The organism is Streptomyces sp. V4I23, assembly GCF_030817975.1.
Classification (GTDB): Bacteria; Actinomycetota; Actinomycetes; order Streptomycetales; family Streptomycetaceae; genus Streptomyces.
This window is the reverse complement of sequence record NZ_JAUSZW010000004.1, coordinates 6,413,302-6,436,646: the sequence shown is the minus strand read 5'-3', so window position 1 is coordinate 6,436,646 and position 23,345 is coordinate 6,413,302. Positions and strand designations below refer to the sequence as shown.

At 72.3% G+C, this 23,345-nt stretch carries 23 protein-coding genes; 8 read left to right on the top strand and 15 right to left on the bottom strand.

Translation table 11 applies throughout. The features are described from left to right. Genes QFZ82_RS31555 through argC form a run of 4 tightly spaced genes read right to left on the bottom strand, consistent with a single transcriptional unit; the run spans position 1 to position 4,271 of the window. Positions 1 to 1,197: an acetylornithine transaminase gene (locus tag QFZ82_RS31555; protein WP_307716374.1), complete on the bottom strand. Its 1,197-nt coding sequence runs from the start codon at positions 1,195 to 1,197 to the stop codon at positions 1 to 3. 1 nt (position 1,198) lies between these two features. Continuing rightward, positions 1,199 to 2,098: an acetylglutamate kinase gene (gene argB, locus QFZ82_RS31550; RefSeq protein WP_307716373.1), complete on the bottom strand. Its 900-nt coding sequence runs from the start codon at positions 2,096 to 2,098 to the stop codon at positions 1,199 to 1,201. Further along, a complete protein-coding gene (gene argJ / locus QFZ82_RS31545; RefSeq protein ID WP_307716372.1) occupies positions 2,095 to 3,246 on the bottom strand; it encodes a bifunctional glutamate N-acetyltransferase/amino-acid acetyltransferase ArgJ in 1,152 nt (383 codons plus the stop codon). The genes argB and argJ overlap by 4 nt, the downstream gene beginning before the upstream one ends. Beyond that, complete coding sequence (gene argC, locus QFZ82_RS31540) at positions 3,243 to 4,271, bottom strand: N-acetyl-gamma-glutamyl-phosphate reductase (protein ID WP_307716371.1); 1,029 nt, start codon at positions 4,269 to 4,271, stop codon at positions 3,243 to 3,245. The genes argJ and argC overlap by 4 nt, the downstream gene beginning before the upstream one ends. Before the next feature lie 245 nt (positions 4,272 to 4,516). On the opposite strand from argC, the gene QFZ82_RS31535 reads away from it, so the two are divergent. The 4 genes from QFZ82_RS31535 (at position 4,517) to QFZ82_RS31520 (ending at position 7,955) form a co-directional block, all read left to right on the top strand. After that, complete coding sequence (locus QFZ82_RS31535; protein WP_307716370.1) at positions 4,517 to 5,740, top strand: beta-ketoacyl synthase; 1,224 nt, start codon at positions 4,517 to 4,519, stop codon at positions 5,738 to 5,740. A gap of 159 nt (positions 5,741 to 5,899) precedes the next feature. Further along, positions 5,900 to 6,253, top strand: a complete 354-nt coding sequence (locus tag QFZ82_RS31530) for a YciI family protein (protein WP_307716369.1) — start codon at positions 5,900 to 5,902, stop codon at positions 6,251 to 6,253. Continuing rightward, on the top strand, positions 6,250 to 7,494 hold the full coding sequence (locus QFZ82_RS31525) for an RNA polymerase sigma factor (protein ID WP_307716368.1): 1,245 nt from the start codon (positions 6,250 to 6,252) through the stop codon (positions 7,492 to 7,494). Before QFZ82_RS31530 ends, QFZ82_RS31525 begins: the two co-directional genes overlap by 4 nt. Positions 7,495 to 7,547: 53 nt before the next feature. Next, positions 7,548 to 7,955 (top strand): PPOX class F420-dependent oxidoreductase, encoded by a 408-nt coding sequence (locus QFZ82_RS31520; protein ID WP_307716367.1) that lies wholly within the window; start codon positions 7,548 to 7,550, stop codon positions 7,953 to 7,955. Between the two features lie 14 nt (positions 7,956 to 7,969). Here the strand turns inward: QFZ82_RS31520 and QFZ82_RS31515 are convergent, their stop codons facing one another. Genes QFZ82_RS31515 through QFZ82_RS31505 form a run of 3 tightly spaced genes read right to left on the bottom strand, consistent with a single transcriptional unit; the run spans position 7,970 to position 10,513 of the window. Then, a complete protein-coding gene (locus QFZ82_RS31515) occupies positions 7,970 to 8,545 on the bottom strand; it encodes a histidine phosphatase family protein (protein ID WP_307716366.1) in 576 nt (191 codons plus the stop codon). A 40-nt stretch (positions 8,546 to 8,585) separates the two neighbouring features. Then, on the bottom strand, positions 8,586 to 9,017 hold the full coding sequence (locus tag QFZ82_RS31510; RefSeq protein ID WP_307716365.1) for a GNAT family N-acetyltransferase: 432 nt from the start codon (positions 9,015 to 9,017) through the stop codon (positions 8,586 to 8,588). A 59-nt stretch (positions 9,018 to 9,076) separates the two neighbouring features. After that, positions 9,077 to 10,513, bottom strand: coding sequence for a PLP-dependent aminotransferase family protein (locus QFZ82_RS31505; protein WP_307716364.1), 1,437 nt, complete (start codon positions 10,511 to 10,513; stop codon positions 9,077 to 9,079). Here QFZ82_RS31505 and QFZ82_RS31500 point away from each other — a divergent pair. Both QFZ82_RS31500 and QFZ82_RS31495 read left to right on the top strand, forming a co-directional pair. Further along, positions 10,512 to 11,408, top strand: a complete 897-nt coding sequence (locus tag QFZ82_RS31500; RefSeq protein ID WP_307716363.1) for a DMT family transporter — start codon at positions 10,512 to 10,514, stop codon at positions 11,406 to 11,408. The two genes, QFZ82_RS31505 and QFZ82_RS31500, sit on opposite strands and share 2 nt — an antisense overlap. A 110-nt stretch (positions 11,409 to 11,518) precedes the next feature. Next, positions 11,519 to 11,710 (top strand): DUF1918 domain-containing protein, encoded by a 192-nt coding sequence (locus QFZ82_RS31495; RefSeq protein WP_177153465.1) that lies wholly within the window; start codon positions 11,519 to 11,521, stop codon positions 11,708 to 11,710. Positions 11,711 to 11,746: 36 nt separating this feature from the next. Here QFZ82_RS31495 and QFZ82_RS31490 read toward each other — a convergent pair whose 3' ends face one another. Then, positions 11,747 to 13,033: a glycoside hydrolase family 10 protein gene (locus tag QFZ82_RS31490; protein WP_307716362.1), complete on the bottom strand. Its 1,287-nt coding sequence runs from the start codon at positions 13,031 to 13,033 to the stop codon at positions 11,747 to 11,749. Positions 13,034 to 13,206: 173 nt separating this feature from the next. Between QFZ82_RS31490 and QFZ82_RS31485 the strand changes: the two genes are divergently transcribed. Both QFZ82_RS31485 and QFZ82_RS31480 read left to right on the top strand, forming a co-directional pair. Beyond that, a complete protein-coding gene (locus tag QFZ82_RS31485) occupies positions 13,207 to 14,067 on the top strand; it encodes a 3-hydroxybutyryl-CoA dehydrogenase (RefSeq protein ID WP_307716361.1) in 861 nt (286 codons plus the stop codon). Between the two features lie 158 nt (positions 14,068 to 14,225). Further along, positions 14,226 to 14,483 carry a hypothetical protein gene (locus QFZ82_RS31480; RefSeq protein ID WP_177153462.1) on the top strand — a complete coding sequence of 86 codons (258 nt, stop codon included), beginning with the start codon at positions 14,226 to 14,228 and terminating at the stop codon, positions 14,481 to 14,483. Positions 14,484 to 14,522: 39 nt separating this feature from the next. Here the strand turns inward: QFZ82_RS31480 and QFZ82_RS31475 are convergent, their stop codons facing one another. The 7 genes from QFZ82_RS31475 to rplT form a co-directional block, all read right to left on the bottom strand. Further along, on the bottom strand, positions 14,523 to 15,044 hold the full coding sequence (locus QFZ82_RS31475; protein ID WP_373429355.1) for an NUDIX hydrolase: 522 nt from the start codon (positions 15,042 to 15,044) through the stop codon (positions 14,523 to 14,525). Positions 15,045 to 15,104: 60 nt separating this feature from the next. Then, the gene (locus QFZ82_RS31470) at positions 15,105 to 16,445 is read right to left on the bottom strand and encodes a transcriptional regulator (protein ID WP_307716359.1); all 1,341 of its coding nucleotides are present in this window, start codon (positions 16,443 to 16,445) and stop codon (positions 15,105 to 15,107) included. Positions 16,446 to 16,913: 468 nt separating this feature from the next. Beyond that, positions 16,914 to 19,442 carry a phenylalanine--tRNA ligase subunit beta gene (gene pheT, locus QFZ82_RS31465; protein WP_307716358.1) on the bottom strand — a complete coding sequence of 843 codons (2,529 nt, stop codon included), beginning with the start codon at positions 19,440 to 19,442 and terminating at the stop codon, positions 16,914 to 16,916. After that, positions 19,442 to 20,563: a phenylalanine--tRNA ligase subunit alpha gene (pheS, locus tag QFZ82_RS31460; RefSeq protein WP_307716357.1), complete on the bottom strand. Its 1,122-nt coding sequence runs from the start codon at positions 20,561 to 20,563 to the stop codon at positions 19,442 to 19,444. The genes pheT and pheS overlap by 1 nt, the downstream gene beginning before the upstream one ends. A gap of 136 nt (positions 20,564 to 20,699) precedes the next feature. Then, positions 20,700 to 21,833 carry an ATP-binding protein gene (locus tag QFZ82_RS31455; RefSeq protein WP_307716356.1) on the bottom strand — a complete coding sequence of 378 codons (1,134 nt, stop codon included), beginning with the start codon at positions 21,831 to 21,833 and terminating at the stop codon, positions 20,700 to 20,702. Between the two features lie 96 nt (positions 21,834 to 21,929). Beyond that, positions 21,930 to 22,778: an RNA methyltransferase gene (locus QFZ82_RS31450; protein WP_307716355.1), complete on the bottom strand. Its 849-nt coding sequence runs from the start codon at positions 22,776 to 22,778 to the stop codon at positions 21,930 to 21,932. A gap of 114 nt (positions 22,779 to 22,892) precedes the next feature. Further along, positions 22,893 to 23,276, bottom strand: a complete 384-nt coding sequence (rplT, locus tag QFZ82_RS31445) for a 50S ribosomal protein L20 (RefSeq protein ID WP_019325184.1) — start codon at positions 23,274 to 23,276, stop codon at positions 22,893 to 22,895. Positions 23,277 to 23,345 lie beyond the last annotated feature (69 nt).

The following is a 23,345-nucleotide window of genomic DNA, read 5'->3' as shown; positions in this document are numbered from 1 at the left end:
TCATTCTCCGGCTCGTCCTTCCCCGTTGCTCGCGTCGAGGATGCCCGGGAGCGCCTGGAGGAACGCGTCCACCTCGGCGTCGCCGATGATCAGGGGCGGCATGAGCCGTACGACATCGGGCGCGGGGGCGTTCACCAGGAACCCGGCATCCTGGGCCGCCTGCTGCACCTTCGGTGCGAGCGGTCCGGTGAGCACGATACCCAGCAGCAGGCCGCTGCCACGGACACGGGAGACGGACGGGTGCCCGAGACCCTCGATTCCGTCGCGCAGTTTCTCGCCGAGCCGCTTGACCGAGTCGAGGACTCCGTCGGCCGCGAGGGTGTCGAGGACGGCGAGTCCGGCGGCGCAGGCGACGGGGTTGCCGCCGAACGTCGTGCCGTGCTGGCCGGGCTTCAGCAGCTCCGCCGCCTCGCCGAAGACGACGGTCGCGCCGATGGGCAGTCCGCCGCCCAGACCCTTGGCCAGCGTGACGATGTCGGGCTCGACGCCCTGGTGCGCCTGGTGCTCGAACCAGTGGCCGGTCCGCCCGATGCCGGTCTGGACCTCGTCGAGGACGAGCAGGGTGCCGGTGGCCCGGGTGATCTTCCGCGCCGCCTCGAGGTATCCCTTGGGCGGTACGACCACGCCGTTCTCGCCCTGGATCGGCTCGATGATCACCAGTGCGGTGTCTTCGGTGACGGCCGCGCGCAGCGCCTCGGCGTCGCCGTAGGGGACGTGGGTGACGTCCGAGGGCAGCGGCAGGAACGGCTGCTGCTTGGCGGGCTGTCCGGTCAGGGCGAGGGCACCCATGGTCCGGCCGTGGAACCCGCCGGTGGTGGCGACCATGTGCCCGCGCCCGGTCAGCCGGCCGATCTTGAAGGCGGCCTCGTTGGCCTCGGCGCCGGAGTTGCAGAAGTAGACCCGGCCGGGCCGGCCGAAGAGCTGGACGAGCCGCTCGGCGAGCGCGACGGGCGGCTCGGCGACGAAGAGGTTGGAGACATGGCCGAGCGAGGCGATCTGACGGCTGACGGCCTCGACGATCGCGGGGTGGGCGTGGCCCAACGCGTTGACCGCGATGCCGCCGACGAAGTCGGTGTACTCGGTGCCGTCGGCGTCCCAGACCCTGGCGCCCTCGCCGCGGACCAGGGACAGCCTCGGCGTGCCGTAGTTGTCCGTCATCACGCCCTGCCACCGGTGCGTGAGCTCCTGGTTCGTCATGTCAGTCCCCCTGTCCGTCCGGCACGACCATCGTGCCGATGCCCTCGTCGGTGAAGATCTCCAGCAGGATCGAGTGCTGCACCCGGCCGTCGATCACACGGGCCGTGTTGACCCCGTTGCGCACGGCGTGCAGGCAGCCCTCCATCTTGGGGACCATGCCGCTGGAGAGGTCGGGCAGGAGCTTCTCCAGCTGGGTGGCGGTGAGGCGGCTGATGACCTCGTCGCTGTGGGGCCAGTCCTCGTACAGGCCCTCGACGTCGGTGAGGACCATCAGCGTCTCGGCGCCCAGCGCCGCAGCGAGTGCCGCAGCCGCCGTATCGGCGTTGACGTTGTAGACGTGTCCGTCGTCCTCGGAACGGGCGATCGAGGAGATCACCGGGATGCGTCCGTCGGCGAGCAGTGCCTCGATGGCGCCGGTGTCGATCCCGGTGATCTCGCCGACCCGGCCGATGTCGACGAGTTCCCCGTCGATGGTCGGCTGATGCTTGGTGGCGGTGATGGTGTGGGCGTCCTCGCCGGTGAGGCCGACGGCGAGCGGCCCGTGCTGGTTGAGCAGGCCGACCAGCTCGCGCTGGACCTGCCCGGCGAGCACCATCCGTACGACGTCCATGGCCTCGGGCGTGGTGACCCGCAGGCCGGCCTTGAACTCGCTGACCAGCCCGTGCCGGTCGAGCGCGGCGGAGATCTGCGGGCCGCCGCCGTGCACCACGACGGGCTTGAGCCCGGCGTGCCGCAGGAAGACGACGTCCTGGGCGAAGGCTGCCTTCAGCTCCTCGTCGATCATGGCGTTGCCGCCGAACTTGATGACGACGATCTTGCCGTTGTGGCGGGTCAGCCAGGGCAGCGCCTCGATGAGGATCTGCGCCTTGGGCAGGGCGGTGTGCTTCCTCGTGGTGCTCATGAGCTGTACGCGCTGTTCTCGTGGACGTAGTCGGCGGTGAGGTCGTTGGCCCAGATGACCGCGGACTCGGCGCCCGCGGCCAGGTCCGCGGTGATGCGCACCTCCCGGTAGCGCATGTCGACCAGGTCGCGGTCCTCGCCGACGGAGCCGTTCTTGCAGACCCAGACGCCGTTGATGGCGACGCCCAGCTGGTCGGGCTCGAAGGCGGCCTTGGTGGTGCCGATGGCGGAGAGCACCCGGCCCCAGTTCGGGTCCTCGCCATGGATGGCGCACTTGAGGAGGTTGTTGCGGGCGATGGAGCGGCCGACCTCGACGGCGTCGTCCTCGGTCGCCGCGTTGATCACCTCGATGCGGATGTCCTTGGAGGCGCCCTCGGCGTCGCCGATCAGCTGCCGGGCCAGGTCGTCGCAGACCGTGCGCACGGCGTCGGCGAACTCCTCGTACGCGGGCTTCGCGCCGGACGCGCCGGAGGCGAGCAGCAGCACGGTGTCGTTGGTGGACATGCATCCGTCGGAGTCGACCCGGTCGAACGTCTGCCGGGTGGCGTTCCGCAGTGCCTTGTCGAGGGTGGCCGCGTCCAGGTCCGCGTCGGTGGTGAGCACGACGAGCATGGTGGCGAGGCCCGGGGCGAGCATGCCCGCGCCCTTGGCCATGCCGCCGACGGTCCAGCCCTCGCCCTGCGCGACAGCAGTCTTGTGGACCGTGTCGGTGGTCTTGATGGCGATGGCGGCCTTCTCGCCGCCGTGCTCGCTGAGCTGGGCGGCCGCCTGCTCGATGCCGGGCAGCAGCTTGTCCATGGGGAGCAGGACGCCGATGAGTCCGGTGGACGCGACGGCGACCTCGCCCGCGCCGATGCCGAGGACATCGGCCGCCTTCTCCGCGGTGGTGTGGGTGTCCTGGAAGCCCTTGGGACCGGTGCAGGCGTTGGCGCCGCCGGAGTTGAGGACCACGGCGGTGACCTCGCCGCCCTTGAGGACCTGCTCTGACCACAGGACCGGCGCGGCCTTGACGCGGTTGGAGGTGAAGACGCCCGCGGCGGCGCGGCGCGGCCCGTTGTTGACCACGAGGGCCAGGTCCGGGTTGCCGTTCTCCTTGATCCCGGCGGCGATGCCCGCCGCCGTGAATCCCTTCGCTGCGGTCACGCTCACGGCGCAACTCCAATCGTGGAAAGACCCGTGCCCTCGGCGAATCCGAGGGCGATGTTCATGCTCTGCACCGCGCCGCCCGCGGTGCCCTTGGTGAGATTGTCGATGGCGCTGATGGCGATGACGCGCCCGGCCGCCTGGTCGTACGCCACCTGGATCTGGACGGCGTTCGATCCGTAGACGGAGGCGGTGGCGGGCCACTGCCCCTCGGGCAGCAGGTGGACGAACGGCTCGTCCGCCAGCGCCTTCTCGTACGCGGCGCGGACGTCGCCCGCGGTCGTGCCCGGCTTCGCCTTCGCCGAGCAGGTGGCGAGGATGCCCCGCGCCATCGGCGCGAGCGTCGGGGTGAAGGAGACGGTGACGCGCTCCCCGGCCACCGCGCTCAGGTTCTGGATCATCTCGGGGGTGTGCCGGTGGCTGCCGCCCACGCCGTACGGGCTCATCGAGCCCATCACCTCGGAGCCGAGCAGGTGCGGCTTGAGGGCCTTGCCCGCGCCGGAGGTGCCGGTGGCGGCGGTGATCACGGCCTCGGGCTCGGCGAGTCCCGCGGCGTAGGCCGGGAACAGCGCGAGCGAGACGGCCGTGGGATAGCAACCGGGCACCGCGACACGCTTGGACCCCTCCAGCGCGGCGCGGGCGCCCGGCAGCTCGGGGAGGCCGTACGGCCACGTGCCGGCGTGCTCGGAGCCGTAGAACGCCTCCCAGTCGGCGGAGTCGGCGAGCCGGAAGTCGGCGCCCATGTCGACGACCAGGACGTCGTCCCCGAGCTGCTCGGCGACGGCGGCGGACTGGCCGTGCGGAAGGGCGAGGAACACGACGTCGTGGCCGGCGAGGACGTCGGCGGTCGTCGGCTGGAGCACCCGGCCGGCGAGCGGCAGCAGGTGCGGTTGCAGTGCGCCGAGCGGCTGGCCCGCGTTGGAGTTGGCGGTGAGGGCGCCGATCTCGACCTCTGGGTGCGCCAGCAGCAGTCGGAGCAACTCTCCGCCCGCGTACCCGCTCGCCCCTGCCACTGCTGCTCGAACCGTCATCGAAAGCCTCCTCACCGATGGCATGACTATACGCAGCGATGCAGAACTATGCAATGACCTCTCGCGCGAGTAGATGTAATGAGCATCAAGGAAGTGTCGGAACTCTACAGAACAATCATCACCGACTCGGTCGATCGCCGCACACGGCTCGGCCTTCTGCACTTGGCAGGGTGGAGGCACAACAGACCGGAACACCCGCGACCGACCGGACCGGGTGTTGTCACTCCACTACAAAGGGGGTTCCCATGCCGGGAGGCATGAACCACGTGGCGGTCACGGGGCTGGGCGCGACCACCCCGCTCGGCGGCGACGTCGCCTCGACCTGGTCCGCGCTGCTCGCCGGCGAGTCCGGGATCACCGCGATCGAGGACGAGTGGGCGGCAGAACTGCCCGTACGGATCGCGGGGCGGCTCAAGGTCGAACCGGCCGAGGTCATGGAGCGGGTACAGGCGCGCCGCCTGGACCGCTGCGAGCAGATCGCCCTGATCGCGGCGCGCGAGGCGTGGGCGGACGCCGGACGCCCGGAGGTCGATCCGGAGCGGCTCGCCGTGGTGATCGGCACGGGTACCGGCGGCGCGCTGACCATGCTCGGACAGGACGACGTCCTGGAGTCGTCCGGCGTACGGCGCGTGTCCCCGCACACCGTGCCGATGCTGATGGCGAACGGCCCCGCCGCCTGGGTCAGCATCGAACTCGGCGCCCGCGGCGGCGCCCACACCCCGGTCAGTGCGTGCGCCTCCGGGGCCGAGGCGATCGCCATGGGCCTGGACCTGATCCGGCTCGGCCGGGCCGACGTCGTCGTGGCCGGCGGCACCGAGGCCTGCGTCCACCCGCTGCCGCTGGCCGGTTTCGCACAGGCCAAGGCGCACTCGACGCGCAACGACGAGCCGGGCCGGGCCTCGCGGCCCTTCGACGCCGACCGGGACGGATTCGTCATCGGCGAGGGCGCGGTGGTGGTCGTCCTGGAGCGGGCCGGGTTCGCCGCCGCCAGGGCCGCCCGTGCCCATGCCTCGCTCGCCGGGGCGGGCGTCACCTCCGACGCCCACCACATCACGGCCGGGCACCCGGAGGGCCAGGTCCGCGCGATGCGGCTGGCCCTCGAGGCGGCCGGAGTGGCGCCCGGGGCCGTGGGTCTCGTGCACGCGCACGCCACCTCGACCCCCGTGGGCGATCTGGTGGAGGCGCGGTCCGTCGCGGAGGCGGTCGGCACGCACCCGGCCGTCACCGCGACCAAGTCCATGACGGGCCACCTCTTCGGCGCCGCAGGGGCGATGGGCGCGCTGGCGACGATCCTCGCCGTGCGGGACGGGATCGTTCCGCCGACGCTGAACCTGGACCGGCCGGACCCGGAGGTGGAGCTCGACGTCGTCACGGGCGGGCCGAGGCGCGTCGGTCCCAAGGCGGCGCTGACGAACGCGTTCGGCTTCGGCGGCCACAACGCGTCCCTGGTGTTCACGCCCGCCGCATGAACGGTGCGGCCCGGCCGCCCCGGGCCGCACAACCCCGCCAGGGACGGTCCGGCGTCGCGCACTGGAATTTCTCGGCGGGGCGTGTCGATCCGGGGCCGGCCCGTTCGTGTAGAGGGTGAGAACGCGGCAGGACGCCGCGACCGCACCGAGGAGGCCACCATGCAGCAGTACCTGCTCAGCATCTACCAGCCCGACGGGGACCCGCCGCCGCCCGAGGTCCTGGACCCGGTCATGCGGGACGTCGAGGCCGTGATCGCCGACCTGAGGGAGGCCGAGGCCTGGGTGTTCTCCGGCGGGCTGCACCCGCCGGGCACCGCCACCGTCCTCACGCTCAAGGACGGCGAGGTGCTCACCACCGACGGTCCGTACGTCGAGGGCAAGGAGCATCTCGGCGGTTTCACCGTCATCCAGGCGCCCGACCTCGACGCGGCGCTCGCGTGGGGCCGCGAGCTGGCCCGCGCGATCACGCTGCCGATCGAGGTGAGGCCGCTCGCCCACGGCAGCGGCGGATGACGACGGGGCCGGCGGGGACGGGAGGCGCGGCGGCCGTCGAGCGGGTCTTCCGCGAGGAGTACGGACGCGCCGTCGCCGTCCTCGTCCGGGTCTTCGGCGACATCGACATCGCCGAGGAAGCGGTCCAGGACGCGTTCACCGCGGCACTGGAGCGGTGGCCGGTGGACGGGGTGCCGCCCGGCCCGGCGGGCTGGATCATCACCACCGGCCGCAACAGGGCGATCGACCGTCTGCGGCGGGAGGCGTCCCGGGCGGACCGGCACGCCCAGGCCGCGCTGCTGCATGCGCGCGAACGTCCGCTCGAGGAGGGTCCCGTGGAGGACGACCGGTTGCGGCTGATCTTCACCTGCTGCCATCCCGCTCTCGCGCCTGCCGCCCGCGTCGCCCTGACCCTGAGGCTGGTCGGCGGGCTCACCACGGCGGAGATCGCCCGCGCGTTCCTGGTGACCGAGTCCGCCATGGCGCAGCGCCTGGTCCGCGCCAAGGGCAAGATCCGCGATGCGCGGATCCCGTACCGCGTCCCGGACGAGGCCGAGCTGCCCGACCGGCTGCCGGCCGTGCTGTCGGTCGTCTACCTGGTCTTCAACGAGGGCTACAGCGCGGGCTCCGGCGACCGGCTGGTGCGCGAGGACCTGTGTGCGGAGGCGGTGAGACTGGGCCGGTTGCTGGCCCGTCTGATGCTGGACGAGCCCGAGGTGCTGGGCCTGCTGGCGCTGATGCTGCTGACGGAGTCCCGTCGCCCCGCACGCACCGGCCCGGACGGCGAGCTGGTGGTGCTCGCCGAGCAGGACCGTGGCCTGTGGGACCGGGACCTTATCGCCGAGGGCCAGGCGCTGGTGCGGCGGTGTCTGCGCCGCGGCAGGCCGGGGCCGTACCAGATCCAGGCGGCGATCAGCGCGGTGCACAGTGACGCGCGCGACGCGGCCACCACGGACTGGGGCCAGATCCTCCGCCTGTACGACCAGTTGACGGCGATCGCGCCGAGTCCGGTGGTGGCGCTCAACCGGGCGGTCGCCGTGGCCGAGGTGCGGGGCCCCCGCCCGGCGCTCGACCTGGTGGAGGCACTCGTCCCCACGCTGGGCGATTTCCACGTGCTGCACGCCGTGCGGGCCGATCTGCTGCGGCGGCTCGGACGCCGCGCCGAGGCGGCGTCGGCCTACGAAGCGGCGATCGCGGGCGCCGGGAACGCGGCGGAGGCCGCCTGCCTGGAGCGCAGACTCCGCGATCTCGGGCCGGTGTGAGGGACGGCCGTTTTCCCCATGACCTCGACCGGGGCGGAGGTTACCCTCTGCCCGTGCCGATACCTCTCAGCGAGTCCGCCCGCCTGATGTTCGACGAGCCGAATCCGGCGGTGCTCGCCACCGTACTGCCCGACGGCAGCCCGCAGACGTCGGTCGTCTGGGTGGGCCGCGAGGGCGACGCGCTGGTGATCTCCTCGCAGGCCGGCCGGCGCAAGGACCGCAACATCGCCCGCGACCCGCGCGTCTCGCTGACCGTGTACGACCGCAAGGACCCGCTGCGCTACGTGGAGGTGCGCGGGACCGCGACCGTCACGGAGGACCGGGGACGCGGGCTCGCGGTGCGGCTGGCAGAGGAGTACGAGGGTCCCGGCGCGGGGCAGGAGTACTTGGACCTCCCGCCGGAGACCGTACGCGTGGTCATCCGGATCACGCCGGAGCGGGTGGTGGGGACGGCGAGGTAGCCGTGTCCCGCCGGTCAGGCGGCCGCCTCCAGGCACAGGTGCCAGCGGCCCGGCTGTCCGGTGAGGGTGACCGTCGACAACGGGCGGACGTCGACGTTCCAGTACATCGAGGGATGGGCGCGCAGTGCGTACACGAAGGCCGCCCGCACCACGGACGGTTCGGCCACGGCCACGATCGCACGGCAGTCGTCCGCGGGCCGGGTGTCGAGCCAGCCGCCTATCCGCGAGATGAACGCGAGCAGCGGTTCGCCGCCGTGGGGGGCGCTGCGCGGGTCGGCGAGCCAGGCGTCGACCGCGGCGGGCTCGCGCGCGGTCACCTCGGCGAGCGTGCAGCCGCGCCAGCGGCCCATGTCGCAGTCGCGCAGGGCCGGCTGGGCGAGCGGGGCGAAGCCGAGCGCCTCGCCGGTCGCACGGCTGCGGGTGGTGGGCGAGCAGTAGCGCAGCTCGGCCGCGCTCAGCGGCACGAGCGCGTGCGCGGCGAGCTGCACCTCGTGCCAGCCCGCCTGGTCGAGCGGCCGGTCGTCGTCGAACCGCTCCGTGAGCAGCGGAGAGCTGCGCGCCGCGGCGATCAGGGTGACCCGGACAGTCATGGCGTGATGGTGATGGTCAATGCCTCGCAGGTCAAGGGGGTCACTCGAACATCAGGTTGAGCAAGTTGCCGGGGACGGCGAGCTCCGTGAAGCCCAGCCTCTCGTAGAGGCCGTGGGCGTCGTCGGTGGTGAGCAGGATGCGGCGCAGTCCCAGGGGCGCGAAGTGGTCGCGGACGGCGGTGACCAATGCGGTGCCCAGCCCCTCGCCCCGGGCGGACCGGTCGACGTAGACGTCGCAGAGCCAGGCGAAGGTGGCGTGGTCGGTGACCACCCGCGCGAAGCCGGCCATCTGCCCCGAGACCGTCTCGTACGCACCGAAGTTGACCGATCCGGCGATGGCCCGGTCCTGCTTCTCCCGGCTGCGCCCGAGCGCCCAGTACGCCTCGGTGGAGAGCCAGTGGTGGATCCGGTCCTCGTCCAGCCGGGCCGGGTCGGCGGAAATCGTGTACGCGCCATGCATCACCTCGGTCATGGCGGGAGCGTCGCACACGGGTCCGAGGGCTGTCATCGGAGTATCCCCGGGGCCTGCGGTCACCTCGTCAGCTCGCCGTAGGCGGTCTCCAGCCTGCGCACCCCGTCGGTGATCTCACCGACACCGGCGACGCCCGCGAAGCTCAGGCGGATGTGCCCGGCGGTCGGTTCGGCGGAGAAGTACGGGCGGCCGGGGGCCACCGCGACGTCGGCCCGCAGCGCTGCGGCGACGAGTGCGCTCTCGTCGACGGTGTCGGGCAGTCGCAGCCAGAGGTGATAGCCGCCGGAGGGGATGTGCGGCAGGGCGAGGTGGGGCAGGTGGAGCCGCAGCGCGGCCGTCATGGTGTCGCGGCGGACCTTCAGTTCGCCGGCCACGGCACGCAGGTGACGGTTCCACGCGGGCGCGCCGACGAGTTCGAGTGCGGCTTCCTGGAGGGGCCGGGGGACGAAGAAGGTGTCGACGACGTGGATGGCGCGCAGCCGTCCGAGCACGGGTCCGCGGGCGGCGAGCATGCCGACGCGCAGGCTGGGCGAGGTGGCCTTGGTGAGCGAGCTGACGTGGACGACGACGCCGTCGTGGTCGTCGGCCGCGAGCGGCCTGGGCAGCGGGCCCGCGTCCTCGTGGACGAGTCGCCGCGCGAAGTCGTCCTCGATGACGAACGCGCCCGCCTCTCGGGCCACACGCAGCACCTCGGGGCGGCGCTCGGAGGCGAGGACCGCGCCGGTCGGGTTCTGGAAGAGCGGCTGGCAGACGAAGACGCGGGCCCCGGTGGCGCGGAAGGCGGCGCCGAGCAGGTCGGGCCGCACGCCGTCGGCGTCCACCGGAACCGGGACCGGCCGCAGCCCCGCGGCACGGGCGATGGCCAGCATGCCGGGGTACGTGGGCGATTCGACGAGGACGGGCGAGCCGGGCGGGGCGAGCGCGCGGAGGGCGGTGGTGAGCGCGGACTGGCCGCCCGCCGTGACCAGGACGTCCGCCGGACCGACCGTCTCGCCGATCGAGCGGGCGAACCATTCGCGCAGTTCGGGCAGGCCGTCGGTGGGCGGTCTGCTCCAGGCTCCGGGGCGGCGGCCGGCGCGGGCGAGGGCCGCCGCCATGGCCCGTTCGGGCTGGAGGGAGGAGTGCAGGTAGCCGCCGTTGAACTCGACGACGCCCGGCGGGGGCACGGCCAGGGTGACGAGGACTCCGGACGCGTCGACGGTGCGCGGTACCGCCTCGGCGGCGGCGTCGGCGCTGAGGGTGACCTCCTGCCAGGAGGTGTCGCCGGCCGGCGGGGCGTCGGTGCGCGGGTGGGCACGGAAGGCCCCGGCACCGGGCCGCGTGACGACAAGTCCTTCGGCGACGAGCTGGGCGAGCGCGCGGGAGACGGTCACCGGCGAGACGCGGTAGCGCTCGACGAGCGCTCTGCTCGACGGCAGCTTCCCTCCTGGTGAGTAGCGGTCCAGTTCCCGCTTCAGCGAGTTCGCCAGTTCGGCCACACTGCTACGCTCTTGCATGACAGCACAGGATAGCGCTACTCCCACCACCACGATAGCGGTCAGCAGCGGCACGGTCCTCGCCGCGCTCGGCGTCCTCGCCTTCTCGCTGACGTTCCCCTCGACCGTCTGGGGCCTGGACAGCTTCGGCCCCTGGTCCCTGGTCGCCGTGCGCAGTGTCCTCGCGGCGCTCGTCGCGGGCGGGTTCCTGCTGGCGCTGCGCGTCCGCGTCCCGGAGCGCCGCCACTGGGCAGGACTCGCGGTCGTCGGCGGCGGGGTCGTCGTGGGCTTTCCGCTGCTGACGACCCTGGCCCTGCAGACCTCGACCACCTCGCACGCCGCGGTCGTCGTGGGACTGCTGCCGCTGACCACGGCGGTCTTCGCGGCCCTGCGCACGGGTCGCCGGCCGTCGCCCACGTTCTGGGCTGCCGCGCTCGCCGGAGCCGTGGTCGTGATCGCCTTCACCGTGCAGCAGAGCGGCGGGGCCCTGCACACGGGCGATCTGTACCTCTTCGGCGCCCTGCTGGTCTGCGCCGCCGGCTACACCGAGGGCGGCAGGCTCGCCTCGGTGATGCCCGGATGGCACGTCATCGGCTGGGCGCTGGTCATGTGCCTTCCGCTGAGCGTGGCCGGGTCCCTCGTCGCGCTCTCCGTCGAGCCGGTGCACCTCACCGCCAAGGGCGTGACCGGACTGGTCTGGGTGGCGGTCGGATCGACCTTCCTCGGGCTGTACGTCTGGTACCGCGGCATGGCCGAGATCGGCATCGCCAGGGCCAGCCAGCTCCAGCTCGCCCAGCCGCTGCTCACCCTGGTCTGGTCGGTGGCCCTCCTCGGCGAGACCCTCTCCCCCGAGGCCCCGCTCGCCGCCGTGGGCGTCCTCGTGTGCATCGCGGTCACCCAGCGGGCCCGGACCTGAGGTCCACGGCCGGGGACCTGAGGTCTACGGCCGGGGATGCGCGGCGCACCCCCGGCCGTAGACTCGAAAAGACCCACCAAACGGACCGGTTGCCGAGGAGGTCACTCCGGATGCAAGCAAACGAGGGCGACACGCTGCTGGTGCACGGCAGGACCGTGGGGCAGCACGACAAGCACGCCGAAGTCCTCAAGGTGCTGGGACCCGACGGCACTCCTCCGTACCGCGTCCGTTTCGACGACGGGCACGAAGCGGTGCTGTCCCCCGGGCCCGACTGCGTGGTCCAGCACCACGAGAAGTCCTGACCACACCGTCCCGGTCCGGGAGCGCGGGCGCCGGGCTCAGCCCCCCGTCCGCACCCGGGTCGGGTAGTGGTCCTCCACCACCTTCGTCATCGCCCCCAGGGGATCGGCCCTCACCTCCAGCGCGGAGAAGAAGCAGTGTCCGCCCACCTGCGGGTACCGCGAGGCGTACGTGAGGTGGCGGGAGAGTTCCGCGGGGTCGTGCCATGCCGCGGGCTGGCCCGGGATTCCCGCCTTGTACAGCGCCTCGCCGATGTACAGGTCGACTCCCGTGCCGTCGGCGACGGCCGACCACCAGGGCACGAGTGTCGAGTAGTCGGCGGCGGCGAAGCCCATGTGCCAGTACACCTGCGGGACGACGTAGTCGATCCAGCCCCGCCTGACCCAGGTACGGGTGTCGGCGTAGAGGTCGTCGTACGTCTGCACGCCCGCTGTCGTACGGGACCCGGCCGGGTCGGTGGAGGCGTTGCGCCAAACGCCGAAGGGGCTGATCCCGAAGCGGATGTGCTTCTTCTCGCTCCTGATCCGCGCGCCCATCTCCCGCACCAGCAGGTCGACGTTGGCCCGGCGCCAGGCGGCCCTGTTCGCGTATCCCGAGCCGTAGCGGGCCCAGGCCGCGTCGTCGTCGAAGTACTGGCCGGCGACGGGATACGGGTAGAAGTAGTCGTCGAAGTGCACGGCATCGATGTCGTAGCGGCGGACGGCGTCCAGTATGGCGTCCTCGACGAAGGCCCGGACCTCAGGCATGCCAGGGTTGTAGTACAGCTTCCCGCCGTACGGAACGATCCAGTCCGGGTGCTGCCTGGCCGGATGGCCGGGCACCAGCCTGGAGGGGTCCGCGTGGATCGCCACCCGGTACGGGTTGAACCAGGCGTGCAGTTCCAGACCGCGCCGGTGCGCCTCCCGCACCGCGGTACCGAGCGGGTCCCAGCCGGGATCCCGCCCCTGGACACCGGTGAGGTACTGGCTCCACGGCTCGTGCGGCGACGGCCACAGCGCGTCGGCCGTCGGCCGCACCTGGAACATCACCGCGTTCAGCCGGCGCTCCACCGCGGTGTCGAGGTGGGCCAGCAGCTCGGCGCGCTGCTCGGCCGCGCTCAGGCCCGGCACCGACGGCCAGTCGCGGTTGCCGACCGTCGCCAGCCACATCCCGCGGAACTCCCGCGTGGCCCGCTTCCCCCGCGCGGCCCTGCCCATCGGCACCCCTTCCCCCGCTGCCCCGGCCCCCTCCGAGGAGCGGGCGAAGGCCGCCTCCCCGCTCGTCGCGAGCGCGGCCAGTGCTCCGGCCGCCGCGACCACAAAACCTCTTCTCCTCAAATGCCCCATATGCCCACCCTTGTCGCTGACGGTAGCGATTGCCGTGTCCCGCAGAGCATGCCCGCCCCTGCGGCTCGGTCACCCACGCGTCCGGAGTAACGTCGGGGGGTCGGCGGGCGCCGGAACCGTACGGGGGACCTGCCGACCGAAGGACCAGCGAAAGGCATCAGGTGACGGACTCAATGGCCGACATTGCACGCGTCGGAGTGGTGGGCTGCGGCCAGATGGGCGCGGGCATCGCGGAGGTGTGTGCCCGCAGCGGCCTCGAGGTGAAGGTGGCCGAGACCACGGGCGAGGCGCTGGAGATCGGCCGCACCCGGCTGTACAACTCCCTGACCAAGGCGGCCGAGCGCGGAAAGATCACCGAGGAGGAGCGCGACGCCACCCTGGAGCGCCTCTCCTTCACGACCGACCTCGGGGAGTTCGCCGACCGCGATCTCGTCATCGAGGCCGTGGTCGAGAACGAGCAGGTCAAGACTGAGATCTTCCAGGTACTCGATCAGGTGGTGACCCGGCAGGACGCGATCCTCGCCTCCAACACCTCCTCGATCCCGCTGGTGAGGCTGGCCGTCGCGACCTCGCGTCCCGACCAGGTCATCGGCATCCACTTCTTCAACCCGGCCCCGGTGCAGAAGCTGGTCGAACTGATTCCGGCGCTGACCACCTCCGAGGAGACGATCAAGCGCTCCGAGGCCGTGGTGCAGCAGGTGCTGGACAAGCACCCGATCCGGGCGCAGGACCGCTCCGGCTTCGTGGTGAACGCCCTGCTCATCCCGTACCTGCTGTCCGCGATCCGGATGTTCGAGTCGGGCATCGCCAGCCGTGAGGACATCGACAACGGCATGGAGATGGGCTGCGCCCACCCGATGGGGCCGCTGAAGCTGTCGGACCTGATCGGCCTGGACACGGTCGCCTCGGTCGCCGACTCGATGTACGCCGAGTACAAGGAGCCTCTGTACGCCGCTCCCCCGCTGCTCCAGCGGATGGTCGACGCGGGCCGGCTCGGCCGGAAGTCCGGCTCGGGCTTCTACACCTACTCCTGACACGGCCGCAGGAGAATTCGAACAAGGATTCACACGGGGTGCGCGGGGCGTGCCCGCATATGCCATGCGCGCACGCTCCCGCCCTCCCGTCGGGGTGAGTTGACTCGGTCCCGTTCAGCAAGGGTCCGCGTACGACTACCCGAACAGGAGAAGCATCCGTGTCCACCGACCCTGATCACTTACTGGCCGTCGAGGAATTCGCCGAACTGCGCCGCAGCATCGACGTGGGACTGGCCCGTATCGACGGCCACCTGGCACTGCTGGCCCAGCGGGGCGACCAGATCGACCGGGAACTGGCCGACCTGACCGCTCGCGTCGGGGCGCTCGAACACGCCCGATGGCCCCTGCCCGCCGTGGCGGCGCTCACCGCGCTGGGGGCGCTGGCGGTCGCGGTGTGGCAGGCGGTGAGCCCCTAGGCCGTGGCCGGGGCCTCACCCCAGGCGCAGACCGGGGCCTTACCCCAGGCGCAGATGGTGGAGCATCAGCAGTCCGGCCGCCATGTTGGCGGCCGGGACCTCACCGCGGGCGATCATGTCGGGCACCAGCTTGAGCGGTACCCACTCGCGGCGTGAGGACTCGAAGTCGTCCTCGGGGTGGCCGATGTAGGTGGCGTCCTCGGCCCAGTAGAGGTGGTGCCGGGCATCGGTGAGGCCGTTGGACGGCTCGACGGTGAGCAGATGACGGAGGGGACCGGGACGCCAGCCGGTCTCCTCCTCCATCTCGCGCGCCGCCGCGTCGGCGACGCTCTCACCGTCCTCGACGACTCCCGCGGCGAGTTCCCAGCCCCAGCTGTCGGTGATGAACCGGTGACGCCAGAGCATCAGCACCTCGTTGGCCTCGTTGACCGCGGTCGCGACGGCGACCGGGCGCAGCCGAATCAGGAAGTGGTCCAGGTGACGGCCGTCCGGGAGGGCGACATCCGCCAGATTGACCCTGAACCAACGGTTCTCATACACAGTTCGTTCGCTTAAGTTCATCCACTGCACGCTTCTGCCACCTTCCGACAAGTCGATGGCAATATGGCAGCAGGGCCCGGCTCAGAGGGGAACGCGCAGCGCTCCGTCGATGAGGTGGGCCGCCTCGGCGGCATCGGCACAGCCACTGGTCACCAGATGCTCGCGCACGGTCCGCAGACGGTCCCGCAGCCGCTGCGACTCCATCCCCCGGACCCGCTCCACCATCCGTGCCGCCGTCCGCGCCGCGCGGTCCGCCTCGCCCTGGCGCAGTTCGATCTGGCTGAGCATCGCCAGCCGGTGCACCCGGCCGCGGTCGTGCGCGGGGGTGTCCACCGCGGTCGCCGCGTGCTCGCGGGCCGCGGCCAGGTCGCCCAGGCTCAACAGGGCTTCCGCCACCTGGACGTTGACCAGCCCCGGCTGGACGTAGCCCGTCTCGTCCGGCTCGTACCCCGGACGGATCCGCTCCGCCTCCGACTCGGCCCGGCGGATGCACCGCAGAGCGCTCGTGGCGTCGCCGAGGTGAGCGTATGCCTTGGCCTGCATCGCGTACAGGTCGGCCGCGAGCGCGGGAGTGATCTGGTGTCCGGCGGCACGCAGCGCGGCCTCCGCGAAGGCCACGGCCTGGCGGAAGTCGGACATGAACAGCGACTGGTTGACGAGCAGCGCGATCACGTACGCGCCAAGTCCCCGGTCGCCGCTGGCCTTCGCCAGGCGCAGCGCCTGGTGGAAGTAGCGCTGGGCGAGACCGTGCGCGTCGGAGTCGTACGCACAGATCCCGGCGACGGCGACAAGTCCGCCGGTCGCGCGGTGCAGTTGGCGGCCGAGGGTGTCGCTGTACGCGCCGCGCAGCAGCGGGGCGGTCTCTGCGTTGAGAAAGCCGACGACGCGGAAGCGGGTCGCGATCCCGCCGGCCTTGCGGTACATCAGCTCGTAGTGGGCACGGGCGGCCCTGAGCATCTCTATGTCGGCCATGCTCACGCACGTCAGGCCGGCGCGGGAGACGTCCGAGTCCTCGGGAGGGTTCTCCCATTCCCAGACCGGCATCACGGCCGGCGTTCCGGTGACGGCGGGCGCCTCGACGATGTGCGGACGCTGCTGTTCGTCGGAGCGCCACAGGGCCGCGGCGCGCTCCACGAAGCCGGACAGCGACGACCCCTGCGGCGGCGCTGGCTCGCCCGGTACGCCGAGGCCGATGTCGTCGAGCGTGACGACGCGGCGCAGCCGGACGGCGAAGACCTCGCAGATCAGATCCGGCACCTGCCCTCGCGGGCGCTGGCCCTTCAACCAGCGGGCGACCGCGGTGTGTTCGTAGCGCAGCGACAGTCCTCTGGCCCGGCCGGCCTGATTGACGCGCGCCGCGAGACCGGCGTGGGAGATGCCCGCTTCGTCGAGCAGGGCGTCGAGCAGAGTATTGGGCTGCATGGGCCCCTCCGGTGACTCGGTCCGCCTCAGCCTAGTAGAGGACGATTCGCACGGGGTGTGAAACAAGTGCCCCGTTCCGCACCGTGCGTGCTCTCCCGCCGCACACCGGGGGTCGGTTGACTGAACTGCCTCTCACAGAGGCGGCCGGGCCGCCGGCTCCCCCTCGTACAGTGCGGCGGCCCCCCTCGCGTCGTCTGCCCTGCTGATCTGCCCGACACTCCGCGGCAGGGCGGACGGCGCCGGCCGCAGCGGCAGTCCCCCTCCTGCCGGACACCGCGAGGCAGCACAGGCCCTGGAGATGGGAGGGTTCCGGGCGGGTGCCGGCGCAGTGCTTCCCCGACTGCGCCGGCACCCGCGCGCGCGGTCGTCACGCAGGTGACGAGGAGCGTCGCGGCGCCGGGGCTGGGGCTGGGCGGAAGCACGACGGGGCCCGGGGGCAGCGCCCCCGGGCCCCGGATCCCAGAGGCGTCACGCGCCCCGCAGTACCGCTCCCGTGCGCTCCGCCGCCAGCGACACCGCCGCGTCCCGCGCGGCCGACGCCTCGTCGACCGTCAGGGTGCGGTCGGGCGCGCGGAACCGCAGCGCGTACGCCAGCGACTTGCGGCCCTCGCCGATCTGCTCGCCGGTGAACACGTCGAACAGCCGGACCGCCTCCAGCAGTTCGCCCGCGCCCTCCCGCAGCGCCGCCTCCACGTCCACCGCGGGCACGTCGTCCGCGACGACGAGCGCCACGTCCTGCGTGGCCACCGGGAAGGTGGAGATGCTCGGTGCCTGCACGACACCCGTCGCCGCGCCCTCGACCCGGTCCAGGTCCAGCTCCATCGCGCAGGTGCGCTCCGGCAGGCCCAGGGACTTCAGCACGCGCGGGTGCAGCTCGCCGGCGAAGCCGACGGTGTGCTCCTCGCCGTCCACGGCGACCGAGAGGACGGCGCAGCGTCCCGGGTGCCAGGGACCGTACTGGCCCTTGCGGACGATGAGTTCGACACCTGCCTCGGCCGCCACGGTCCGGGCGGCCTCGACGGCGTCCGCCCAGCCCGCCGGGCGGCCCTTGCCCCACCAGCCGGCCTGCTCACGGGCGCCGGACAGCACGACCGCCGCGTGACGCGGCTGGTGCGGCAGCGCCGCGTTCAGCTCGGCGATCTGCTCGTCGGTCGGACGGCGGTCGACGGGCAGCTGGACCGCCCGCCGCTCCTGGCCGGTCGGCCGGAAGACCAGTCCGGTCTCGAAGAGCGCCAGGTCGTGGCTGCCCCTGCCGTCGTTGCGGCGCAGTGCGCCGAGCAGACCCGGCAGCAGCGTGGTGCGCAGCGCCGGCTCCTCGTCGGAGAGGGGGTTGACGAGCTTGACGACACTGCGGCACGGGTCGTCCGCGTCGAGGCCGAGCTGGTCGAAGACCTGCTCGGAGACGAACGGGTAGTTCGGCGCCTCGACGTACCCGGCACCGGCCAGCGCCCGGCCGATCCGGCGGTGCAGCCGCTGCCGGGCGGTGAGGCCGCGGCCGGACGGCGGCGTGGGCAGCGTGGAGGGCAGGTTCTCGTAGCCCTCGAGCCGGATGACCTCCTCGGCGAGGTCGTTCGGGTGGGCGAGGTCGGGGCGCCACGACGGGACGGTGACGACGAGCTCGTCCTGGCCCAGGACGTCGCAGCCGACCTCCTGGAGGCGGCGCACCACGGTCTCGCGCCCGTACGCGACGCCCGCCACCCGGTCGGGGTGGTCGGCCGGCATCGTGACGGTGCGCGGCGCGGCGGCCGCGGTGATCTGGGTGACGCCGGCCTCGGCGGTGCCGCCCGCGAGCAGCACCAGCAGGTCGACGGTCCGCTGCGCGGCGGCGGCCGCGGCCTGCGGGTCGACGCCGCGCTCGAAGCGCTTGGACGCCTCGGAGGACAGCTTGTGGCGGCGCGCCGTACGGGCGATGGCGACCGGGTGGAAGTGCGCGGCCTCGATCACGACCTCGGTCGTGCCGCTGATCCGGCCGGTCTCCGGGTCGGGCTGGGCGTCCGCGATCTCGGTGTTGGCCCCGCCCATGACGCCCGCGAGGCCGATGGGGCCGCGGTTGTCGGTGATGACGAGGTCCTCGGCGTCGAGGACGCGCTTGGTGCCGTCGAGGGTGGTGAGCTGCTCGCCGGGCTGGGCGCGGCGCACCCCGATCGGCCCGTCGACACGGGAGCGGTCGTAGGCGTGGAGCGGCTGGCCGAGCTCGAGCATCACGTAGTTGGTGATGTCGACGGCGAGCGAGATCGGTCGCATCCCGGCCTTCTGCAGCCGGCGCTGCAGCCAGATCGGGGAGCGGGCCTCGGGCTCCAGGCCGACGACGGTGCGCGCGGTGAAGCGGTCGCAGCCGACGGGGTCGGAGACCTGGACCTCGTAGCCGTAGGAGTTGGGCGCGGGCACGTCGAGCAGCGCCGGATCGCGCAGTGGCAGTCCGTAGGCGATGGCCGCCTCGCGGGCGACACCGCGCATGGACAGGCAGTATCCGCGGTCCGGGGTGACGGCGATGTCGAGGACCTCGTCGACGAGCTCGAGGAGCTCGATCGCGTCGGTTCCGACCTCGTGCTCGGGCGGCAGCACGATGATGCCGCCGCTGCCGTCGTCGCCCATGCCGAGCTCGTCGCCCGAGCAGATCATGCCGTGGGACGTCCTGCCGTACGTCTTGCGGGCGGAGATCGCGAAGTCACCGGGCAGCACCGCACCGGGGAGCACGACGACGACCTTGTCGCCGACGGAGAAGTTCCGCGCGCCGCAGACGATCTCCTGCGGCTCACCCGTGCCGTTGGCCTGGCCGACGTCGACGGTGCAGAAGCGGATCGGCTTCTTGAAGCCGTCGAGCTCCTCGATGGTCAGGACCTGGCCGACGACGAGCGGGCCCTTGAGCCCGGTGCCGAGCTGCTCGACGGTCTCGACCTCGAGGCCGGCGGAGATGAGCTTGGCCTGGACGTCACGGCCGGTCTCCGTCGCCGGCAGGTCGACGTACTCCCGCAGCCAAGAAAGCGGGACCCGCATCAGATCTCCATCCCGAACGGCCGGGTGAACCGGACGTCACCCTCGACCATGTCTCGCATGTCTTCGACGTTGTGGCGGAACATCAGCATCCGCTCGATGCCGAACCCGAAGGCGAATCCGCTGTACTTCTGGGGGTCGACACCGCAGGCGATGAGCACCTTCGGGTTGACCATGCCGCAGCCGCCGAGCTCGATCCAGCCCTCGCTGGAGCAGGTGCGGCAGGGCCGGTCCGGGTTGCCGACGGACTCGCCGCGGCACACGTAGCAGACCATGTCCATCTCGGCGGACGGCTCGGTGAACGGGAAGAAGTTCGGCCGCAGCCGGGTCTTCATGCCCTCGCCGAACAGCGCCTGGACCATGTGGTCGAGAGTGCCCTTGAGGTCGGCCATGGTCAGGCCCTCGTCGACGGCGAGCAGCTCGACCTGGTGGAACACCGGGGTGTGCGTGGCGTCCAGCTCATCGGTGCGGTAGACGCGGCCGGGGCAGATCACGTAGACCGGCGGCTCGCGGTCCAGCATCGACCGGACCTGGACGGGCGACGTGTGCGTGCGCAGCACGACGCCGGAGTCCGAGGTGCCGTCGGCGTCGGCGACGAAGAAGGTGTCGTGCTCTCCGCGGGCGGGGTGGTCGGCGGCGATGTTGAGCGCGTCGAAATTGAGCCACTCGGTCTCGACCTCGGGGCCTTCGGCCACCTCGTAGCCCATGGCCACGAAGACGTCCTCGATACGCTCCATGAGCGTGGTCAGCGGGTGGCGGGCACCTGCCGGGACGCGGTCGTGGGGCAGCGTGACGTCGACGGACTCCTCGACGAGCACCCGGGCGTCCCGCTCGGCCTCCAGCTCGGACTGGCGCGCGGCCAGCGCCTTGCTGACGGCGCCACGGGCCTGGCCCACGCGCTTGCCGGCCTCGGCCTTGGCCTGCGGCGGCAGTGCGCCGATCTCGCGGTTGGCGAGGGAGAGCGGCGAGGTGCCACCGGTGTGCGCGGTCTTCGCGTGGGCGAGCGCTTCGAGGTCGGCGGCGGCGGCGAAGGCGGCGAGCGCCTCGTCCCGCATGCGCTCGATCTCTTCCGGTTTCAGTGCCTCGACCTCAACAGGGTCGTACGACTTATTGGGTGCGGACATCTCTTCCCGTACTTCCGAATGGGCTGGCTGGGGACCCCGCACGTCGACCAGGGACGACCGAGGACGCAAAGGTGCCAAAGGCCGAGTCTAACGGGGTGCGGGGATGCGGATGAGCCCGTGGGCTGCCCGGCGGCCTCTACAGGAGGTGGGCCGGAGTGCCGACGGGCAGGATAAATCGGAACTCGGCGCCGCCGCCGGGTCCCCGGCCGACGGTGATCGTCCCGCCGTGCGCCTCGACGATGCCCTTGACGATGTAGAGGCCCAGCCCGGTGCCGCCGCGCTTGCTCCCCCGCCAGAAGCGGGTGAAGACACGGCCCATCGACTCCTCGGGGATGCCGGGACCCTCGTCGCTCACGGTGACTGCCGTGCCCTTCTCGTCGTCCTTCGCCGGTGCCGGCGCCACCTCGATGGTGACGGTTCCCTCGCCGTGGCGCACCGCATTTTCCAGCAGGTTGCCGAGGACCTGGTCGATCTTGTCGGGGTCGGCCCACAGATCCGGCAGCCCCGGCCGGATGCGGACGAGGAACCGGTCGGGCGCCTGGCCGGCGGCTGTGTGCGCCTGGACGTGGCGGGTGACGGCGGCGGCGATGTCGACGGGCTGGCGCCGGATCTCGAGCCGGCCGGAGTCGATGCGGGATATGTCGAGGAGCTCGGCGATGAGCCGGGTGACCCGGCCCGCGTCGGCGTCGACGGTCTCCAGCATCAGCCGCTTCTGGTCGTCCGTGAACCTCTCCCACTTGGCGAGCAGGGTCGCCGTGAAACCTTTGACGGAGGTCAGCGGGGAGCGCAGCTCGTGGGCGACGGTGGCGATCAGTTCGGCGTGGCTGCGTTCGGTGCGGCGCCGGGCCTCGGTGCCGCGGAGGCTGACGACGAGCCGGCGCAGCGGCCCGGTGGGAACGTCGCGCACGTAGCGGGCGGACACGAGGATCTCGCGGCCGCCGGGGAGCAGCAGGTTGCGCTCGGGCTGGCCGACCCGGGTGGAGAGTCCGCCGTAGGGATCGGTCAGCGTCCACCAGCGACGGCCCTTGAGGTCCTCCAGCGGCAGCGCACGCTCCAGCGGGGCGCCGATGGCGTCGGCCTTGGACACGGCGGTGATGCGCTCGGCGGCCTCGTTGAAGCAGACGACGCGGCCGGTCTCGTCGGCGACGACCAGCCCGTCGGGGAGGTCGTCGGGGTCGACGACGGACACGGCCCCGGACACCTCGGGACCGCCGGTGCGGCACAGGACGGCCTCCGGTGTCCGGTTCGGCCTGCTGGTCCCGACGGTCATGTCCCCGTACCCCACCTCTCCGCTGCCGAGTGGGCCCCGAGCCCGTCACCCTACTAGCTGAACGTGACGTGGCGGACCCCCTGAGCGAGTACTCCCTCAGCGGGTGGCGCCCCGGGCCCCGGCCCGCTGGGCGCGCGCCGAGGCATACAGACATACGGCGGCGGCGGTGGCCAGGTTCAGACTCTCGGCCTTGCCGTGGATGGGGACGCGTACGACGGCGTCGGCGAGGGCGCGGGTCTCCTCCGGCAGGCCCCATGCCTCGTTGCCGAAGATCCAGGCGGTGGGGCCGCCCATGGTCCCGGCGTCGAGCTCGTCGTCGAGGTCGTCGTCGCCCGCGCCGTCGGCGGCGAGTACGCGCACCCCGGCCTCCTTCAGGCCCCGGACGGCCTGTTCCACCGGAACGCCCACGGCGACCGGCAGGTGGAAGTGCGACCCGACCGACGCGCGTACGGACTTGGGGTTGTAGAGGTCGACGGAGGCGTCCGTGAGGACGACGGCGTCGGCGCCCGCGGCGTCGGCGCAGCGCAGCACGGTGCCCGCGTTGCCGGGGTCCCGTACGTGGGCGAGGACGGCGACGAGCTGGGGCCGGGCGGCGAGGATGTCCTCGAACGGCGAGTCCAGGAAACGGCACACCCCGACGAGCCCCTGCGGGGTGACGGTCTGGGACACCTCGGCGAGCACGGTGTCGGCGGCGTGGTGCACGCGGGCGCCCGCGGCGCGGGCGGCGTCGACGATGTCGGCGTACCGCTCGGCCGCCTCGACGGTGGTGAACAGCTCGACGAGGGTCGGTTCGCCGCCGGGGCCCCGGTGGGCGACGGCCTCACGGACGGCCTGCGGCCCCTCGGCGATGAACAGCCGGTCCTTCCCCCGGAAGTTCCGCTTGGCGAGCCGCCGGGCGGCGGCGACCCGCGGGGAACGCGGGGAGATCAGCTCGGGGGTGGGCATGGGCGCCTGGGGCTCTCTTCCTCGGTCGGCTGGGGGTCGGTCGCGGGGCTCGGTCAAACACACCGGACCCGCAGGCCCTGGGGCCTGCGGGTCCGGTCACGCTCGGTGCGGCCGTCAGGCAGCCTTGGGCGCGTTGACGTCGCTCGGCAGCGCCTTCTGGGCGACCTCGACCAGCGCGGCGAACGCGCCTGCGTCGTTGACCGCGAGCTCGGCCAGGATCTTGCGGTCCACCTCGATGTTGGCGGCCTTCAGACCCTGGATGAAGCGGTTGTAGGTGATGCCGTTGGCGCGGGCAGCGGCGTTGATGCGCTGGATCCACAGCTGACGGAAGTCGCCCTTGCGCTTCTTGCGGTCGTTGTAGTTGTAGACCAGAGAGTGGGTGACCTGCTCCTTGGCCTTGCGGTACAGGCGCGAACGCTGGCCGCGGTAACCGCTGGCCTGCTCGAGGATCGCCCGGCGCTTCTTGTGGGCGTTGACTGCCCGCTTGACGCGTGCCACTTGTTAACTCCTTGTAGCGGGGCCGTGGTGCGTGATCACACGGCCCGGAAACGAATAGGTCCCGGTCCC

Excerpts from the sequence above, each read along its gene's own strand:
- QFZ82_RS31555 (WP_307716374.1), bottom strand. The coding sequence starts at position 1,197 with ATGACGAACCAGGAGCTCACGCACCGGTGGCAGGGCGTGATGACGGAC.
- argB (WP_307716373.1), bottom strand. The coding sequence starts at position 2,098 with ATGAGCACCACGAGGAAGCACACCGCCCTGCCCAAGGCGCAGATCCTC.
- argC (WP_307716371.1), bottom strand. The coding sequence starts at position 4,271 with ATGACGGTTCGAGCAGCAGTGGCAGGGGCGAGCGGGTACGCGGGCGGA.
- QFZ82_RS31535 (WP_307716370.1), top strand. The coding sequence starts at position 4,517 with ATGCCGGGAGGCATGAACCACGTGGCGGTCACGGGGCTGGGCGCGACC.
- QFZ82_RS31530 (WP_307716369.1), top strand. The coding sequence starts at position 5,900 with ATGCAGCAGTACCTGCTCAGCATCTACCAGCCCGACGGGGACCCGCCG.
- QFZ82_RS31525 (WP_307716368.1), top strand. The coding sequence starts at position 6,250 with ATGACGACGGGGCCGGCGGGGACGGGAGGCGCGGCGGCCGTCGAGCGG.
- QFZ82_RS31515 (WP_307716366.1), bottom strand. The coding sequence starts at position 8,545 with ATGACTGTCCGGGTCACCCTGATCGCCGCGGCGCGCAGCTCTCCGCTG.
- QFZ82_RS31510 (WP_307716365.1), bottom strand. The coding sequence starts at position 9,017 with ATGACCGAGGTGATGCATGGCGCGTACACGATTTCCGCCGACCCGGCC.
- QFZ82_RS31500 (WP_307716363.1), top strand. The coding sequence starts at position 10,512 with ATGACAGCACAGGATAGCGCTACTCCCACCACCACGATAGCGGTCAGC.
- QFZ82_RS31505 (WP_307716364.1), bottom strand. The coding sequence starts at position 10,513 with ATGCAAGAGCGTAGCAGTGTGGCCGAACTGGCGAACTCGCTGAAGCGG.
- QFZ82_RS31495 (WP_177153465.1), top strand. The coding sequence starts at position 11,519 with ATGCAAGCAAACGAGGGCGACACGCTGCTGGTGCACGGCAGGACCGTG.
- QFZ82_RS31490 (WP_307716362.1), bottom strand. The coding sequence starts at position 13,033 with ATGGGGCATTTGAGGAGAAGAGGTTTTGTGGTCGCGGCGGCCGGAGCA.
- QFZ82_RS31485 (WP_307716361.1), top strand. The coding sequence starts at position 13,207 with ATGGCCGACATTGCACGCGTCGGAGTGGTGGGCTGCGGCCAGATGGGC.
- QFZ82_RS31475 (WP_373429355.1), bottom strand. The coding sequence starts at position 15,044 with ATGAACTTAAGCGAACGAACTGTGTATGAGAACCGTTGGTTCAGGGTC.
- QFZ82_RS31470 (WP_307716359.1), bottom strand. The coding sequence starts at position 16,445 with ATGCAGCCCAATACTCTGCTCGACGCCCTGCTCGACGAAGCGGGCATC.
- pheT (WP_307716358.1), bottom strand. The coding sequence starts at position 19,442 with ATGCGGGTCCCGCTTTCTTGGCTGCGGGAGTACGTCGACCTGCCGGCG.
- pheS (WP_307716357.1), bottom strand. The coding sequence starts at position 20,563 with ATGTCCGCACCCAATAAGTCGTACGACCCTGTTGAGGTCGAGGCACTG.
- QFZ82_RS31455 (WP_307716356.1), bottom strand. The coding sequence starts at position 21,833 with ATGACCGTCGGGACCAGCAGGCCGAACCGGACACCGGAGGCCGTCCTG.
- QFZ82_RS31450 (WP_307716355.1), bottom strand. The coding sequence starts at position 22,778 with ATGCCCACCCCCGAGCTGATCTCCCCGCGTTCCCCGCGGGTCGCCGCC.